The organism is Galbibacter sp. (assembly GCF_048266365.1).
Taxonomy (GTDB): domain Bacteria; phylum Bacteroidota; class Bacteroidia; order Flavobacteriales; family Flavobacteriaceae; genus Galbibacter.
In genome coordinates this window covers 65,237-83,309 of the sequence record NZ_JBLWZP010000008.1, presented here as the reverse complement: position 1 = coordinate 83,309, position 18,073 = coordinate 65,237, and the positions used below count along the sequence as shown (strand labels likewise).

At 37.5% G+C, this 18,073-nt stretch carries 16 protein-coding genes and 1 tRNA gene; 10 read left to right on the top strand and 7 right to left on the bottom strand.

Annotated features, from left to right (window positions below; genetic code table 11):
• Positions 1-74: 74 nt before the first annotated feature.
• The 4 genes from ACN0TV_RS12435 to ACN0TV_RS12420 form a co-directional block, all read right to left on the bottom strand.
• Entirely contained in the window at positions 75-2,750 is a 2,676-nt protein-coding gene (locus ACN0TV_RS12435; protein WP_417363243.1) for a family 78 glycoside hydrolase catalytic domain, read from the bottom strand.
• A gap of 121 nt (positions 2,751-2,871) precedes the next feature.
• The gene (locus ACN0TV_RS12430; protein ID WP_417363242.1) at positions 2,872-3,171 is read right to left on the bottom strand and encodes a hypothetical protein; all 300 of its coding nucleotides are present in this window, start codon (positions 3,169-3,171) and stop codon (positions 2,872-2,874) included.
• Between the two features lie 189 nt (positions 3,172-3,360).
• A complete protein-coding gene (locus ACN0TV_RS12425) occupies positions 3,361-4,143 on the bottom strand; it encodes a BT1926 family outer membrane beta-barrel protein (protein WP_417363241.1) in 783 nt (260 codons plus the stop codon).
• A gap of 93 nt (positions 4,144-4,236) precedes the next feature.
• On the bottom strand, positions 4,237-6,036 hold the full coding sequence (locus ACN0TV_RS12420) for a hypothetical protein (protein WP_417363240.1): 1,800 nt from the start codon (positions 6,034-6,036) through the stop codon (positions 4,237-4,239).
• A gap of 436 nt (positions 6,037-6,472) precedes the next feature.
• Here ACN0TV_RS12420 and ACN0TV_RS12415 point away from each other — a divergent pair, with 436 nt between their 5' ends.
• The 6 genes from ACN0TV_RS12415 to arsB all read left to right on the top strand — a co-directional run bounded on the left by ACN0TV_RS12415 (position 6,473) and on the right by arsB (position 13,010).
• Entirely contained in the window at positions 6,473-9,523 is a 3,051-nt protein-coding gene (locus tag ACN0TV_RS12415; protein ID WP_417363239.1) for a ligand-binding sensor domain-containing protein, read from the top strand.
• A 23-nt stretch (positions 9,524-9,546) separates the two neighbouring features.
• Complete coding sequence (locus tag ACN0TV_RS12410; RefSeq protein ID WP_417363238.1) at positions 9,547-10,146, top strand: DNA-binding response regulator; 600 nt, start codon at positions 9,547-9,549, stop codon at positions 10,144-10,146.
• 182 nt (positions 10,147-10,328) lie between these two features.
• On the top strand, positions 10,329-10,661 hold the full coding sequence (locus tag ACN0TV_RS12405; RefSeq protein WP_417363237.1) for an ArsR/SmtB family transcription factor: 333 nt from the start codon (positions 10,329-10,331) through the stop codon (positions 10,659-10,661).
• A 165-nt stretch (positions 10,662-10,826) separates the two neighbouring features.
• Entirely contained in the window at positions 10,827-11,294 is a 468-nt protein-coding gene (locus ACN0TV_RS12400) for a DUF6428 family protein (protein ID WP_417363236.1), read from the top strand.
• 46 nt (positions 11,295-11,340) lie between these two features.
• On the top strand, positions 11,341-11,958 hold the full coding sequence (locus tag ACN0TV_RS12395) for a low molecular weight phosphatase family protein (RefSeq protein WP_417363235.1): 618 nt from the start codon (positions 11,341-11,343) through the stop codon (positions 11,956-11,958).
• Between the two features lie 2 nt (positions 11,959-11,960).
• The gene (gene arsB, locus ACN0TV_RS12390; protein ID WP_417363234.1) at positions 11,961-13,010 is read left to right on the top strand and encodes an ACR3 family arsenite efflux transporter; all 1,050 of its coding nucleotides are present in this window, start codon (positions 11,961-11,963) and stop codon (positions 13,008-13,010) included.
• A 538-nt stretch (positions 13,011-13,548) separates the two neighbouring features.
• Here the strand turns inward: arsB and ACN0TV_RS12385 are convergent.
• A tRNA-Ile gene (locus tag ACN0TV_RS12385) sits at positions 13,549-13,622 on the bottom strand.
• A gap of 65 nt (positions 13,623-13,687) precedes the next feature.
• Positions 13,688-14,101, bottom strand: coding sequence for a methylmalonyl-CoA epimerase (gene mce, locus ACN0TV_RS12380; RefSeq protein WP_417363233.1), 414 nt, complete (start codon positions 14,099-14,101; stop codon positions 13,688-13,690).
• Between the two features lie 63 nt (positions 14,102-14,164).
• Here mce and rbfA point away from each other — a divergent pair, with 63 nt between their 5' ends.
• Together rbfA and ACN0TV_RS12370 are read left to right on the top strand one after the other, a co-directional pair.
• Positions 14,165-14,557, top strand: coding sequence for a 30S ribosome-binding factor RbfA (rbfA, locus tag ACN0TV_RS12375; protein ID WP_417363232.1), 393 nt, complete (start codon positions 14,165-14,167; stop codon positions 14,555-14,557).
• Between the two features lie 4 nt (positions 14,558-14,561).
• Positions 14,562-15,779, top strand: coding sequence for an ABC transporter permease (locus ACN0TV_RS12370; protein ID WP_417363231.1), 1,218 nt, complete (start codon positions 14,562-14,564; stop codon positions 15,777-15,779).
• Here ACN0TV_RS12370 and dusB read toward each other — a convergent pair.
• Complete coding sequence (gene dusB, locus ACN0TV_RS12365) at positions 15,776-16,768, bottom strand: tRNA dihydrouridine synthase DusB (RefSeq protein WP_417363230.1); 993 nt, start codon at positions 16,766-16,768, stop codon at positions 15,776-15,778. The genes ACN0TV_RS12370 and dusB overlap by 4 nt on opposite strands.
• Positions 16,769-16,896: 128 nt before the next feature.
• Between dusB and ACN0TV_RS12360 the strand changes: the two genes are divergently transcribed.
• A complete protein-coding gene (locus tag ACN0TV_RS12360) occupies positions 16,897-17,691 on the top strand; it encodes a HipA family kinase (protein WP_417363229.1) in 795 nt (264 codons plus the stop codon).
• Complete coding sequence (locus tag ACN0TV_RS12355; protein ID WP_417363228.1) at positions 17,669-18,052, top strand: DUF3037 domain-containing protein; 384 nt, start codon at positions 17,669-17,671, stop codon at positions 18,050-18,052. The genes ACN0TV_RS12360 and ACN0TV_RS12355 overlap by 23 nt, the downstream gene beginning before the upstream one ends.
• Positions 18,053-18,073: the final 21 nt, after the last annotated feature.

Below are 18,073 nucleotides of genomic sequence, written 5' to 3'. Positions count from 1 at the left end.
ACTTTTTTGCATACTGTTAGGAATCATGAAGGAGCTTTTACAGCTGATTTTATTAGGACTCCATGTCTTAGGGATTATTTACTTGTTCTAGTCACCACAAAACGGTATACGCCTGGGTTCAGCTCTTTAGTGAACACATTGGTAAAAGAAATAGCCTCACCCTGAAACTCAACTGTATCAACATCAAGGTATAAGGTCGCGGTACTGTTATTAGGGATCCGAACCTCGTATTTGACAGTCCCGTCAGTATTGGTGTCCCAACTCGAAATAATCTCCCCATGAGGGCTTTGAAATTTTGCTTCAAACTGATCGAGACCAGCTACTAGATTAGGTTTCAAAATAATGTGCTTAAATCCCGGTTTTTCAGGGTCTGGTAGAATTCCTCCAAGGCCTGAGTAAAACCATCCACCAATGGCACCGAACATAATATGGTTTTTTGATAAATCGGAATTGGCGTGTATATCCCAGTTTTCATAAAGTGTGGTCGCCCCATTTCTTATCCACCATCCCCAAGAAGGATACGTATCTTGAGTAGCCACCTGATAAGCTAAGTCTGCATAGCCATTTTGACTCAGGGCGCCTAGAATAGTCCGAGTGCCTAACAATCCAACATCGATATGATTATCTGATTTTGAAACCGCCTCTACCAGGCGTTTAGCAGCTTTTTCTTTCAAAGAGTCGGGTACCAGACCCCAGTACAACGCCGCGCTTTGCTCTGTTTGAAACCCCTGTCCGTAGACGCCCGTTTTAGGATTGAGATATTTATCATTTACTGCATCTTTAATTTGTTTTGCAAGAGCAGCATAGGTTTTAAAATCTTCTTGTTTTCCAAAATGAAGCGCCGTTTTTGCCATAATACTAGCATCGACAAAGTAATAGATTGATGATGTCAATTCTTTTGGTGTCACTGATTTTACCGGGACCCAATCTCCGAGTCCCCAATTGGTCAGACCTCCATCATAACTTATAGAACGAATGTAATCCACATATTTTTTCATGGGTTCATACATCATTTTTAAGGCATGGTCATCGCCGTAAAACTGATACAATTCCCAAGGGATGATCGTGATTGTACTTGTCCAATCTGGACCATTTCCCCAATCATAACCCCATCCTCCCCAGGTTGGAATAATGGAAGGCAGCACACCGTTAGCCTGTTGTTCATCTTTATGGTCTTTCATCCATTTTTCATAAACGCTAATTCCATCATAATTGTAGAGTGCTGTTTCTATATTGATATGCGCATCACCGGTCCATCCATTTTTTTCTCTTTGTGGACAATCCGTAGGGTAGCCGAATAAATTAGAACAATAGGAATTATTGGTCGCTTTCCAAATATTATTCAAGAGCTGGTTAGAGCTGTGAATACTTCCAATGGCCTCAACATCCGTATGCATGAATAATCCTGAAAGATCATTTTTGTCTAGATCAATCGCAGTAGTACTTTTAACTTCTACATATTGAAATCCCTTATAATTAAACTTGGGTTCAAACACTTGATCCTTTGCTCCATTTAAAGTGTAGACATCTGTCTGAAAAGGATCTAGGGTGTCTTTAGGTCTGTAATGCACATCTATATTGGATAAGTCCAAATTTCCCAGGCAATCTAATTGTTCAGCATGTGTCACACGAATAACACTCCCCTTTTCACCACTAACACGAAGTTTGGTAACTCCAGAAATATTTTGTCCAAGATCAAAAATATAGCGCTTATCACTCATTTTTGTCATACGCACCGGTTGAAGCACTTTAACAATTCTGATAGGTGGGATAGCTTGTGCAACAATGGTATTAGAGGTTGCAGCAACCTCGAGTGAAGCTTTCCACGAAGCATCATCAAAATTCACGGTATTCCACCCCGGTTGTTCCAAGTTGGCATTATAATGTTCTCCAGTATAAATACTATTCAACACCAATGGGCCTAAGGATGTTTTCCAGCTTTTATCTGTAGCGATAAGCTCGGTGGTACCATCGTCATAAGTAAGTTTGATGTTGAGACAAAATCGCGGTCTTTTTCGCCATTTTGCACGATCAAACAGCCATACCGCTGTGGATTGATGATTATACCATCCATTGCCAAGTATAACCCCAATGGCAACCTTAGCCTGGTTAAAGTCCTGGGTCACATCATAGGTGACATAAGTGTTTCTTTTATCGAAGCGTGTATATACCGGATCCAATCGGTGATCTCCAACCTTTTCTCCGTTGATGTAGAGCTCATATAAACCTGCAGCAACAATGTAGGCTCTGGCTCTGACAACCTTTTTTTCAAGATCAAACTCCTTCCTAAAATAAGGAGCCGGTTTTAAATCAATATCCTCCGTATCGGTAATCCATGTTCCTTTCCACTGCTCGGATCCCATCATTCCTGTTTCAAAAGTGGAAATGGCGAATTGGCTTTCTTGATTTGAATTTGCGTTCACAGAAACGCCCCAATAATATTTAGTAAAAGGTTTTAAGGGTTCACCATCATAAGTGATGGCGTTTTTACCAGTAGACCCTTGTTTATGCCACAACAAGTCCTTGCCTTTTATCAGCTCCATAGAATCCGTTGCAAGACGTATTTGGTATTCCTTTTGAATTGTCCCTAATGGTGAGTTTTGAAGCTTCCAAGTAAACCTTGGATGGGTAGCATCCATACCTAGAGGTCGATCCAAATGTTCGACCTTAAGCTCGGTAAGTTGTGTTTGGTAGGATTGCGTACAGGCCGTAAAAACTATTAGCAGTATCGAAAGCAAATATCGCATCATCTTAAGTTTGAAATTTAAAAGTAGTTATTAAATTGTCCAACGACAATACAAACAGTCCTTTAAATCACCTAACTGCGATAAACCGGTCTTATGGTTCCTTTAAACCCAACTAAAATACTTATTAGTTTCCTTGCGTCAACAGGCATAAACTGTCTTCTAATGCTACAACCCAATGAGGTACCTCAACAGGTATATCCACTTCTTCATATTGCTTAAGTGTTACTTCTCTACCCTGCTCTTGATAAACAACAGCACCTTCCAAAACAGTTAATTTTGATTTGAGATAGGCTTTGTGCTCCTTTAAAACCATGTTTTTATTGAACCCCATTACAAGGATTTTAAATCCTGTCCCTTGATGAAGGGCTAAGGCTACCGGCCCTTTTGATGTTTTGAGCTTATCTTTAACTTCTTTTATGACCATTTTTCTAAGTTTTTTGTTCTGAGGCGTTCATTGCCGCGCTATGGTATTTCCTGTGCTAAAGATAGAGAAATTCCATAGATCTAGATTATAGAATAGGTCACTTCTATTGAATTTCACACATAACTACAAATGAAAGAGGCTACCAAAAAAGGCAGCCTCACACTAATCCAACCACAAAGTTATTGAAATTTAAAACTTAAATCCTATACGAATAAATGGTTGGGAAAAAAATGATATCGTAGACGTTTGAGCAGATCTTTCTCCAAATCCTGGACCAGCATATTTGGTCGACTTCGCAAAAACATAGTTTATAGTTTTAATTTCTAAACCTAAAAAAAAAGCTTCTCCAAAATAATAGTCTATTCCAGCGGTGGTTTGAGCCCCAACGCCAAGTAGTGAGACTCTTCTTTCACTAATATCAACAACTTCAGTTCCATTAATCGCAGGATCAAACTCTGATCGTTCTGCATAATAAAAAGGAATCGACAAACCCAAATAAGGATGAACCCTTTTATAGTTATTAAGGAAAAAATACTGTGATCCAACATTCACATTTAAATCTACCTGGTTGGTCTCTACGATAGATTCAAACTCTGGAATAGAGGACGCATTACTGTTCGTTGTTACACCCGGAATATTTGTCATGCCAGGGGTGTTTCTGATAATAGCACCTCCACTAATCATAAGGGCGATACGATCCGATACGAAATAACGAAATTCTGCACCGATCATATTGGTGATTTTATTATCGTTAGAACTCACCGTGCTGAGGTATGGTGCATCCCCGGAAACATTCTGTGGAACTGGACGAGGCACTGTTAAACCTGATTGTAAAAATCTTCCTCTACCCAGCAATATAGAACCGGTAAAATCACCTTTTGTAGGTCCTGTTACTTCATCAACAACCTGTTGTGCATTCGTATTCATTATTGCAAACAATAATAATACGGCTAAATATATATATCTCTTCATGATCTTGAGTATTAAAATTTATAGTTAAATAGTTGGTAAAGAAGGCTACTAACTACTACTAGAAAATAGCCCGCTTTACAATACCCGATCACATTATTCAGCTAATGCTTGAGAAAGTAAGTCTTCATAGTGAGTAACAATTCCAGTCTGACCTTCAATTTGCACATCGATCACAGCAATTTCATCAGTTAATCTGTCTACTTCTTGTTGTAAATCTTCAGCCACTATAATCATATTGTTCTCAACTCTTTTTATGTCCGTTTCGGTCGTTTTTATACCAAGTTCCACATAAGCTATTTGATCTTCTAAGCTATTCACTTGATTAGTATACCATGTATTATTATCTGTAATATTGTCATAATAAACAATTAGACTTTGTATATTATTATTCAACATCCATAGATTATTTCTAAGATCATTTACCTCAGAAATTTTCATTTCCAACTCTTGTATCTCAGCTAATAAAATCTCGTAATCCGCAGAAATTTGATCATAAGCTTCTTTGTTTTCTGAAATATATATTTGTGCCTCTGAAACGTTATCAGCCTGTTCAATCATCCATATTTCATTATCTTTAATAGACCTTGTGATATTCATTATATCATTTTGAAGATTGTCTATCTGAATATTAAGATTAACAACGGTGCTTTCTTCAGGAGCGACAACACTATTGAAATAATCGTTTTCCAAGATTTGTGCGTCATTTAGCAAAGCGTTTGCGTCAGAAAGAGCAGTTTGAGCATCGGTCAATGCTGTATCAGCATCGGTGATGGCAAGGTCTAACTCACTTATTACAGTAGAATCAGTACCTGTATATTCATTTCTCGCTGCTACAGCCATATTGTATGCTAATTCAGCATCCTCCACGGCATTCTCTAATCCAGGAATAACGGCTTCAGCTACTGCAGTCGCCTCAACTCTTGTACTATATTCCACATTTGCAGCATCCAATCTTCCTTCTGCCTCGACAAGGGCAGCGGAACTTAATGACAATTGATTTTCAATAAAAACAAGTTGCTCATTCCATAATGCCAAATTTGCCTGATTACTTTCTAAGTTAGCCTCATAATTTGTGGCAATAATAACTGCGTTCTCATAAGCGAATTTTAAATCAAAAAGATCGCCTCTCTGAGAATATAAAGGACTCAGTTCTGAGTTGTATTCTCTATCAACAGTGGTTAAACTATCGATTTTGTTTTGGTTAATTATTCTCTCAGAGTTCAAAGTACTTAATCTTTCTGCCACATCTTGTGCGCCATCAATATCTTCTTCTAATAAAGTCAATTGAGACTCAAGTTCTCCCAGAAATTGATTGTCAGACTCTAATGTACTTTGCAAAGTGATTAAGGACATTTCATTAGAATAATCTACACCAAATTCAAGGTTAAAATTTGCGATATTTAGATCCTTAACAAGGGTGTTTCGATCAGACATTAAATCACTTAATTTACCTTGTTCCAAAGAAAGTTTGGACATTATTTCTCTTACTTCATCCGCTTGCATTTCCGCCATACTTGCATCTAAAGTATTCATGGCAATATTTAATGCAAGTTGTGCATCAACCCTTGCTGCTTCTGCTGCAAGCATTTGAGCTTGAATTTCAGCAATTGTCAGATCTGATTCCGCTTGCGCTGTGGCGTTTTGTATTGCAATAAGCGCATTTTGAAGTTTAATTTGTTCCGCTTGAGCGACTTGAACTTCCACCTGCGCATTTAATAGCGCAGCTTGAGCAGCGGCAACTTGAGCATTAGCATTCAAATTTGCTGCTTCTGCCTGTCTAATTGCAGAGACGTCTTCTGATGGTGTGTCGTCAGTTGAACATGATGTTAGTATCAATGTTCCCATTAAGGCAAACAGATACGTTTTTCTAAGACTTAAATTAAAATTTTTCATAGGTATTGAGTTTAAATTTCTTAACACTACAAAATGAGTGCATTCGCTCATAGTATACAATACCTATTTATGAGTATATTTTAGCAAAAGGCTATACATATTCGCATAAATTATCGTTTAGAAAAGTCAATGAAAAGTAAAAAACTTAGATTCAACTACTATCAGCATTTTTTATTACACGAAAAACATACTTGCACAACTTCTCCTACTATTAAAAGGCAAATAGAATCTCAACATAATGATACAAGTACCATATTTATATGGACTTTAAAGTATTCATTACTTTATAAAGTCCTCAGATTTTCACCTGTTTTTTCCATCGTTTAACGGTACATTTTTAGGGCTGAAAAGACATTGTATACCTATTTATGGGTATATTTTCGAGTTTTCTTTGAAAAACCACCATTAAATACTAATTTTCGCTATCCTAAAAACTATGTTAAAATACCTAGTTCTATATTCTATACTCCTAAATGTGTTTTTATTTGATTTAAAAGCACAGGAGCCTTCTTTAGACACCATCAAGGTTAAAGAAATTTCGCAACGGCAAGGACTCTCACAACTCAATGCACTATCTCTAGAGTTTGATAGTCTAGGTTATTTGTGGGTAGGTACGGAAAATGGCTTAAATCGTTTTAATGGTGACCAAATGAAGGTGTTTAAAACTGGAACCCAGCCCGGGAGTTTACCCGATGATCACATAAGAGATATGTATCATAGTAATGACACTTTGTGGCTCGCCACAAATACTCATGCAATCTGTGCCTATTTACTTAAGGAAGATCGATTTATCAGTTTTAAAGACAAGCTCGATTATGAAACAATTCCATCGCTAAAATTTGCCTATAATATTACGCCTATAAATAAACGTTACCTGCTCGCCGGGACCATCAATAATTTGGTGCTTATCGATCGCAAAACTCTGACATTCAAAAAGTTTCCTATCACCGTTGAAATGGAAAATGAATACATTACTGCCATAGTTCCATTAAAGGAGAGTTCTTATTTACTTTCAACAAACTATAAAGGCTGTTATATCTTTGATTTTAAAGAGCAAAGCCTGAAGCCGCTTCATGTTGCAGGTGACAAATCAGTAAACACTATACTTAAGAAAGATTCTGAGCATATCTTGTTAGGTACAGAAACAGGCTTATTCCTTTACAACACGACATTAAAACAACTTAAGCCAATTAAAACTCCAATTCAAAATGGTGAGATTTCAGGGCTTTTTATTTGGGATGAAAACCAGGTCCTAGTCACCGCAGCGAATCGTAATTACCTGATCAATGATGCTTTTGAATGTAAAGAAATTAGATTCTTAGATGAAAAGGGGAAATCAATAGGTACGACCATTCGGAGCGTAAAAAAAGATATTCAAGGAGGAATCTGGCTAGGAACAGAAGGACGTGGAGTTTTATACCATCATCCCTTCCAAGAAAAGTTTGTACCACACCGTATTACCGTAGACAACGCTCCCAAAAAAGATTTTATAAGTATTTTCAATTTCCTAAAAGAAGGGGATACTTTATGGATGGCCACAGAATTTGGATTGGTGCGCTACCTAATGAACAAGAAATCTTATAAATTGTATTTGTCCAATAATCTTGATTATACCTTAGCAAAGGATCAATCAGGTACGCTCTGGGCCGGTGGCTTCGGGGATGGTTTATTAAAATACAACCGCAAGAATGATACTTTTGATCAAATTCCATTGCCTATCACTGATAACGAGGTTATCCAAATTACTCCTGTCTCAAAAGATTCCATTTGGGTACACACATGGTCTGATGGTATCTATGCCCTAAATGTCAACGATTACAAAGTAAAACGAAAAACAATCAACGGTAAATCCCTTCTTCGTTCAAGAAACAGTTTTATTGACTCTTCAGGTGATATATGGCTCGCAAGTGATAATGGTCTTTATCAAATTCACAATAATAAAACGACCTATTATGGATCTCTTTCAAATGAAAGGGTATTTTCCATTACAGAGGATTTAAAAAAAAATATCTGGGCAGGAACTGCCAAAGGACTTAATAAGATAAATGTCACTACAGGTGAAGTTGAACACTTCACCCAACAAGAGGGTCTGCCAAATGACTTTATTTATGGCGTAGAGTCAGACCACAACGGGAATATTTGGGTAAGTACCAATTTCGGCTTATCTCAATTTAACCCCGCTACTGAAACCTTTACCAATTACACAGAACAAGATGGACTTCAAAACAATGAATTTAATGGAAAGGCAGCTTACAAAGATAGTTCGGGACGCTTGTATTTTGGAGGAATGAACGGGTTTAACATTATTAATGTTGACAGTATTCCAATGAACAAAATACCTGGAAACACCATCCTGGAAGACATTCAATTATTTGGTAAATCAATCAACAAGAATATTCCATATCAAAACGAACTCATCCTTTCCCATGAGCAGAATGTAATTACCTTTAATTTTACAAATTTGAGCTATCTATGGCCAAATAAGAATCTTTTCCGCTTCAAATTGGAAGGGTTTGACAAACAGTGGCGACCTGTAACTAATGAAAATTCATCGACCTATACCAACCTTAATCCAGGCATTTATACCTTCAAAGTACGCGGTAGTAACAATGAAATGGTTTGGGGAAATACTGAAAGCTTTAAAATTGTAATTAACACCCCATGGTATCAGCGGTTGTGGTTTAAACTTCTAGTAACGTTCTTAGTTTCCATGGCTGTTATAGGGTTCATGGTACATCGACACTGGCAACAAAAGAGAATCAATAATAAACTATCCAAGATGGTAAAGGATCGTACCCATTCCTTGTCGGAGTCAAACTTGGTACTTCAGTCTACCCTGGAAATCACCAAAAAACAGAAGGAAAATATTTCTTACTTGATGCGTGAACTGAATCACCGGGTTAAAAATAATCTCCAATTGATGACCAGTCTTATTGACTTTCAGAATGTCACTTCAAAAAGTCCTGAGCATAGACAACAACTGAAACAGCTGCAGTCTCGAATATTTACAATCGCCAAAATTCACGATTCTCTCAATCAACAAGACTTTAATACAGAAGAGATCCGTCTGGATAAGTTTATAATACAACTCGCTTTAGATATCCTATCATTTACTGGTTCATATATCAAACTAGAAACGCATTTGTCACCATTAAAAGTCCCATCTAATCAGCTGACCTACGCCGGACTTATATTAAATGAACTCATTACCAATTCTATTAAGCATGCTTTTGAAAAAGACCACCCAAATCCAATAATATCCATCTCTTTACAAATAATTGACCAGGAGGTGATCATTGAATATCGGGACAATGGTAAGGGGTTTTCAGGTATTGAGCTACAGACTGCTGATACCATGGGGCTAAGTCTAATTCAATTATTGACTGAAGAACTAGAAATGGAGCTAGAAATAAATGGTAAAAATGGTAGTTGTTTTAGGTTTATGAAAAAAGTAGTGAACCCTGACACACAATTAAACTCTAACTGAGGTATAGCAAAAGCCGGTCTAACATGAAAGATAAAATTCTTGTATTAGAGGATGACATAGTCATCGCAAAAAGTATTCAAATTGGATTAAAAGATAACGGATTTGAACCTCAAATTTCGACTCGGTTCAACGCAGCGGTTCAGCTATTTGAACAGAACAGTTTTGATGCTGCCATTTGTGATATTAATCTGAAACAGACTCATGATGGAATTGACTTTGTAAAAAAGATTATAAAGGGAAAAGTCCCTGTAATTTTTCTAACGGCTTATAGTGATATCAATACCATTAAAAGGGTGGAACCCACCTTTCCGTATGCGTTTTTGACAAAGCCCTTCAATAATAATCAACTCATTCTAACACTAAAACTAGCCTTAAAAAATTCGACTAAATCCGGCGTCATTCCCACAGATGTAATACAGGATACCACTGATTTCAAGATGACCAGAAGAGAATTAGAAATTATAGAACATATGTCCCTTGGAAAAACCACCAAGGAAATTGCGGATAATCTAAACATAAGTCCATTGACAGTTTCTACACATCGAAAAAACATATTGGGTAAAACAAATGCTAAGAATTCCATTGAACTTATTGCTATCGCAAAACAAATGAATTGGACCTGAATTCCACATTAGCGGTCTCTACTAGGCCACATTTTCTATAATATCACAGGTCTTATTTCGTAACATAGATTTCTACAAAACATTGCAAGTCATAAAGTTCCTTAGTTAAAAAATAAAAAAAAATAAAAAATAGTTGGATGTTAAATAATCTTTATTGTAATATTGCAATATAGAATTATATCATGGGCGCTACCAAAACAGAAATATTTTCAGATACCCAAAATGAAATTGCATTATTTGCAAAGGTTTTTAGCCACCCGGCTAGAGTGGCTATTATTCAGCACTTATTTAAGATAAATGCATGTATTTGTGGGGATTTAGTAGAGGTTATAGGACTTGCTCAACCAACCATCTCACAGCATCTTAAAGAGCTTAAAACACTAGGGTTAATTAAAGGAACTGTTGAGGGTACTAGCGTGTGTTATTGCATCGACAAGGACAATTGGATGAAAATGAAAGGTGTTTTGACTGGATTTATAGGGCAAGATGTTGGATGTAATGACGAATGTTGTTAAAACATTTGATCTATTCAATTGTAATATTACGATTAACAATGGAGAAATATATAGTTAAACATAGAACAAATCTAGCCTGCAGGCGATTTTAATTAGTCCTATCATACTTTTAAAACACATTTAGCCAAGGGCCATACACATAAAAATCAATTAAAAATTACACAGATGAAACTATCAGAAATAAAAGAAATTCTTCCAACATTAGACAATGTTGAATTTCAATTGGAAAACGGAACTTTTGTCCCAGAGCACTTCCACGTTACAGAGGTAGGAGTGGTTAGCAAACACTTTATAGATTGCGGTGGCGTCACTCGCACTGAAAAAGCAGTCAACTTTCAATTATGGGATGCCAACGATTTTGAACATCGCTTAAAACCAAATAAATTACTCAACATCATTAAATTGTCTGAAGAAAAATTAGGCATTGAAGATTATGAAATTGAAGTAGAGTACCAACAAGTTACCATTGGTAAATTTGGCTTAGAATTTAATGGAAAAAACTTTGTGTTAACTAGCAAGGCTACGGCCTGTCTAGCCCAAGATAGCTGCGGTGTTCCAGTAGAGAAGCCAAAGGTGAAATTGTCTGAATTACAAAGCGCTGGTTGTTGTACACCAGATTCCGGTTGTTGTTAATAAATAAGGAATACCCATACCAGAAAGTACTTACCATTTAAGAACCATGCCCATGAATGACGCACTTCGCAATTTTATTTCAAGCTTAACTATAGAAACAATTTCAGATGAGCGCAAAGAAGCACTTCAACCTCTAACGGAATTTATTCAACAAAAAGTAAATCAAGATGAGTCGGTTAGACTACATTTTATTTGTACCCATAATTCCAGAAGGAGTCATCTTTGTCAGGTTTGGGCACAGGTGATGGCCTGTCATTTCAAGTTAAGATCGGTAGATTGCTATTCCGGCGGGACGGAGCGTACGGCTCTTTTCCCAATGATAGTAGAGACTCTAATCGCTACAGGCTTTCAAATTGACAAGCTCAGTGAAGGAGAGAATCCGATTTATGCAATCAAATACGCAAAAAATCAGCATTCAATTATTGGTTTTTCAAAACTGATCGAAAGTGATTTCAATCCACAATCAGAATTTGCTGCGATTATGACTTGCGATTCGGCCAACGAGGCCTGTCCTTTTGTTTTGGGGGCTGAAAAGCGTATTCCGATCACCTATCAGGATCCAAAAGCATTTGACAACACGCCGCAACAAGCGGAAAAGTATGGTGAGAGAAGTCTTCAAATCGCAACAGAAATGTTTTATGTGTTTTCTAAAATTAAATTTTAATCATGGCTGCAAAAAAACTTAGTTTTCTAAATAAAAACCTCACTTTATGGATCTTTTTAGCCATGGCTATTGGTGTTGGTGTGGGATATTTTTTTCCAAATTTTCCTGACTACCTCAACACCTTCAACGTGGGAACTACCAATATTCCTATTGCTATTGGATTGATTCTGATGATGTACCCCCCCCTAGCTAAAGTAAATTATGCCTTGTTGCCCAAAGTATTCAGAAACACCAAAATACTTTCCATTTCCCTTCTTTTGAATTGGATAATAGGGCCGGTTTTAATGTTTGTTTTGGCCATTATCTTTTTAAGAGATTATCCAGAATACATGGTTGGCGTTATTTTAATCGGCCTTGCTCGATGTATTGCGATGGTATTGGTGTGGAATGATCTTGCCGAAGGAAGCAGTGAATACGGGGCTGGATTGGTTGCCTTAAATAGTATTTTCCAGGTTTTTGCCTATAGCTTTTATGCTTGGATCTTTATTACAGTGCTTCCACCCTATTTTGGATTTGAAGGAGCCATTGTGGATATCTCTATTGGAACCATTGCAGAAAGTGTAGCCATCTATCTGGGAATTCCATTTCTATTGGGTATTTTAAGTCGACAAGTATTAGTGAGACTTAAAGGAGAAGACTGGTACACAAACAAGTTTATACCGACAATATCTCCGATAACACTTATAGCGCTATTGTTTACTATCATCATCATGTTTTCCTTAAAAGGAGAATTAATTGTTGAAATTCCGATGGATGTGTTAATCATCGCTGTTCCGTTATTACTTTATTTTACCTTGATGTTTTTCATTGGCTTTTTTGTCACCAAAGCCATGGGGGCAGAATATGATAAAACAACTTCAGTGGCGTTTACCTCAGCCGGAAACAATTTTGAATTAGCTATTGCAGTGGCCATCGCTGTTTTTGGACTCAATTCAGGACAAGCTTTTGCAGGGGTAATTGGACCTCTTGTTGAAGTACCTGCCTTAATATTTTTGGTAAAAGTGTCTTTTTGGCTTCGAAAAAAGTATTTCAAAAAGGCTCAACCAGCCTAGGTTAATAAGGTGTCTTGAGATAAGAGGTTATCTGATAGGATATCTATTAATTAAACCTTAAACACAGTATAAGGTAGTGCTATATTTCGGTCACAAATAAGCACCTGCATTCCATTTCAAATCAATACTTGATTAATCTCCAAGATTGGATACACTGGAGCATGTTGACCCCCCTATTGGTGGTCATTTTCAGCACTGCCATTCCGGCGGATGTTTCAGCGGAATATACATCAATAATGACGAAGAACCCCGTTTAACTGGATTGTGCAGTGGAAAGCACTGGTACTTATAGGCAACCTTACCCTGACAACTTTGGCCCTATATGTAGTTTATGTTCGTCAGGCTAGGAGTTTGCTTAGTATTGCTCATTTTCCAATCGCAATAATCTTCAGATTCCACCACGAGATGGACACCCTTGTTATTGGCTAATGGTTGGCGATTACAAACCCCCATAGTGGACTTTCCCCACCGAATTGATACCATATACTAGGCGAACATAAAAAAAAGCCTTACATAGATGTAAGGCTTTTTTTACTAGTGGTCCCACCTGGGCTCGAACCAGGGACCCCTTGATTATGAGTCAAGTGCTCTAACCAGCTGAGCTATAGGACCGTGAATTTGCGGATGCAATATTAGCACTTTTTTTTAAGCACTGCAAGGGTTTTTTCGCTTTTGTTCTAATGCTTTTCTTTTTCCATTTCCTGGCATAATTCTATAAGCACACCATTTGTACTCTTAGGATGAAGAAAAACAACCCATTTATTATCTGCTCCTTTTCTTGGGGTTTCATTTAATATGGTGAAACCTTCTGATTTTAAGCGTTTGACTTCCGAATGAATATCCGATACATCAAAGGCTACATGATGTATTCCTTCTCCCCTTTTTTCGATGAACTTAGCGATTGCGCTATCTGCCTTGGTAGCCTCTAAAAGTTCAATTTTACTGTTACCTGTGTTGAAAAATGATGTATTGACACCTTCTGCCTCCACCTCTTCCGTCTTATAGGGTGCAACTCCAAGAAGTTTTTCAAAAAGGGTACTAGAAGCCTCTAGGTCCTTTACAGCAATCCCGAGATGTTCAATTTTATTCATGAGTCGTGTTTTGTTCAAAAATAATACTTTAAATTGTAACTATTATTCTTGTACTTTTGCACTATGGAAACAAATAGACAGAAAAAGATTGGTGGTGTATTGCAGAAAGATCTCGCAGAGATTCTTCAACGGGCAGCAAAAGATGGAAATATAGGTGGCACTTTAATTAGTGTAACCAAGGTTCATGTAACTTCTGACCTATCGGTGGCTAAAGTTTTTGTCAGTATTTTTCCTATTAAAAATGCTGAAGAACTTATCGAAGGAATCCGTTCCAATCAACCACTCATCAAACACGAATTATCACAGCGTACCAAAAACCAACTCAGGAGAGTGCCTGAATTGAGCTTCTTTCTCGACGACTCATTAGAATATATCGATAAGATCGATCAATCCCTAAAAAGAAGCGAAAACCCTATTGAAAATCCTGATTTATTAGACAAAAGAAAGAAGTCTTAAGCTTTTGAACATAGCACTCTACATAGCAAAGCGTTACTTGGTTTCAAAAAGTAGTCAAAATGCAGTCAACATTATTAATTTTGTCAGCTTTTTGGTTATTGTCATAGGAGCCGCTTCACTTTTTATTGTGCTCTCTGCTTTTGCCGGATTAAAGACTCTGAGTCTTTCTTTCTCAAATTTCTCGGATCCGGACCTTATGGCTAATGCCAAAGAAGGGAAGTATTTTAGATTAAGTGAGGAAGATGTTGATAAATTAAATGCAATGGATGGCATTTACGCTTATTCTCAGGAAGTAGAGGAGCGTATATTTTTAACCCACAAACAGAAAAACTTTATTGCTTATATAAAGGCGGTAGACAGTAATTATGTTCGGGTTATCGATGTGGATAGCTTGATGTATTATGGCGGTTGGATGAATAACAATCCCTATCAAGTGGTACCTGGGGCAGGTATCGCCAATGCACTTGGCTTGGGGATTAACGACTACAGAAATCCATTAAAAATTCTTGCACCAAAACCTGGAAAGGGAAGTATTACCTCAGGTATGAGTACTGCCAGTAGACCGTATAATGATTTGTCTGTAACGGTATCAGGGGTGTATGCTATTGAAGATAATTTGGATAAAAAATATGTCTTTGCAAAACTCTCCACAATTCAGCCACTTTTAGAAAAGGAGCCTGACCAGATTACCGGAATTAATTTTAAACTATCACCTGGAGCTGATTTGAATGTCGTTGCCGCGCATATTAAAAACGCACTTGGCGATAAGGTTAGTATTAAAACGAGAGCTCAATTGAATGATTCCTTGTACAAAATGCTCAATATGGAGAACCTTGCCATATATCTTATTTTTACCTTAGTTCTAATTATCGCTCTCTTTAATGTAGTAGGAGCAATCATCATGATGATCTTAGACAAAAAGGCCAATATCTCTACGCTATACAGTATGGGAGTGTCCATCAAAAAACTACGAGAAACCTATTTCCTTCAAGGACTTTTAGTAACCTCGGTAGGAGGACTTATAGGTATTTTGCTAGCTTCCTTGATCGTTTGGACGCAACTGCAGTTTCAATGGATTAAGCTTACACCAACATTAGCTTACCCTGTAGAATTTCAATTTGGTAACCTTGTGGTCGTATTTATAACGATTTTTGTATTAGGGTTTATAGCCTCAAAAATTGCTGCCGGCAGAATTAACAAAAAACTAATTGCCTTTAACTAAGCAAACTGAAAGTCTGCAAACTTTTCCTCTACCTCTGCAAAGGCCGCAAACACATCTACAGCATCATCACTGGTTACCATTTTCATACGGTAATCCTTAAAGTGAGGAATACCTTTAAAGTAGTTTGTATAATGTCTTCTGGTTTCAAATACACCTAATTTTTCACCCTTCCAATCTATAGCCATCTGTAAGTGCCTTCTCGCTGCTTCGACGCGCTCTAGGATTGTAGGTGGTGCTAAGTGCTCTCCTGTTTTAAAATAATGTTTAACCTCTTTAAAAAACCAAGGGTATCCAATACTTGCTCTTCCGATCATTGCGCCGTCCAGACCATATTGATCACGCATTTTAACCGCCATTTCAGGGGTGTCTACGTCTCCATTACCAAAAACAGGGATATGCATACGTGGGTTGTTTTTCACCTCAGCTATAGGCTCCCAGTTGGCGTTTCCTTTATACATCTGAACTCGGGTGCGTCCATGAATAGATATTGCTTGAATCCCAACGTCTTGTAAGCGTTCCGCAACTTCTACAATTTTTATAGAATCACTATCCCAACCAAGTCTCGTTTTTACGGTAATTGGGAGGTTGGTACGTTTCACCATTTCTTCGGTGAGTTTTACCATCAATGGTATATCTCTTAAAATACCTGCCCCGGCATTTTTACAAACGACCTTTTTAACAGGACATCCAAAGTTTATATCGATAATATCAGGATTCGATTTTTCAACGATCTCAACGGCCTGTAACATGGAATCGAGTTCCGCTCCAAATATCTGAATCCCAACCGGGCGTTCCTTTTCGTATATATCTAACTTAAGAACACTTTTTGCAGCGTCTCTTATCAGTCCCTCCGACGAAATAAACTCCGTATATACCACATCAGCACCTTGTTCTTTACACAAGGCTCTAAAAGGCGGATCACTAACATCCTCCATGGGTGCTAGTAACAAAGGGAAATCTCCTACATCTATTGATCCAATCTTAGCCACTACTTTTTGTTTTTTTCGCTACAAAGATAAGGATTTCTAAATAGTGGAAAATCACAATACTCTTGTTGTTGCTATATTATTGATCGTTCCAAATTCTATACCTTTGTTTCTTTTGAATACAGGAATTCATGAAAACTATAGCTGAGCTTAGAACCGTTAATGTCATGCGCTACATACTGCCACTAAGAGAAGGTGGTTCGTTACCTGCCCTGGCGGAAGCAGATGACAGCTTCAAATATGTCATTAAATTCAAAGGTGCCGGACATGGAGAAAAGGCATTAATCGCTGAGTTACTCGGTGGAGAACTGGCAAGGATTCTCGGTTTTAAAATGCCTGAGTTGGTCTTGGCAAATTTTGATGAAGCTTTTGGACGTACTGAGGGTGATGAAGAAATCCAGGACTTATTAAAATTTAGCGAAGGACTTAATATAGGGATGCACTTTCTATCAGGAGCCGTTAATTTCGATCCTTTGGTTATGGAAGTACCTGCAAGTTTGGCCTCTGAAATCGTTTGGTTGGATGCTTTTATCACCAATGTGGATCGCACCTTTAGAAATACCAATATGTTGATTTGGCACAAGGAATTATGGCTCATCGACCACGGTGCTTCATTCTATTTTCATCATGCCTTTACCAATTGGGAAAAGCAGGCATTGACCGCTTTTCCTTTAATTAAAGACCATGTATTGTTGCCTCAGGCTAATGCTATAGAAAAAGCTGATGAAAAATTTAAATCCCTTTTAAATGAATCAATACTGCAGGATCTCGTGGCGTTAATTCCTGATCAGTGGTTACAATGGCGGGAAACCGAACTCACTCCTGAGCAGCTCAGGACAATATATTTTGAGTTTTTGAATACCCGATTAAAAAATTCTGACATTTTTGTAAAACAAGCACAGCATGAAAGGCAAACACTTATATGAGTATGCTGTAATTCGCGTAGTTCCAAGAGTAGAACGCGAGGAATTTACAAACGTTGGAATTATCCTGTTTTGTAAGCAGCAAAAATACTTGGCCGTCAAATACCATATTCCAGTTGAAAAGTTGAAGCTTGTTTGCACAGAACTTGACTTGGATGATGTTGAAATGCACCTGCAGTCGTTTGAAAAGATATCAAACGCCGGTAAAGACGGTGGACGTATCGCCGCTATGGATGTTGCATCTCGATTTCGCTGGCTCACTGCTGTTCGTAGCTCAAGTATTCAAACCTCTAGACCGCACACAGGTTATAGTGAGAACTTAGAAGTGACTCTAAACGCTCTTTTTGAGGACCTTGTTTTGTAGTTAAAACTCCTTTAGTATCGG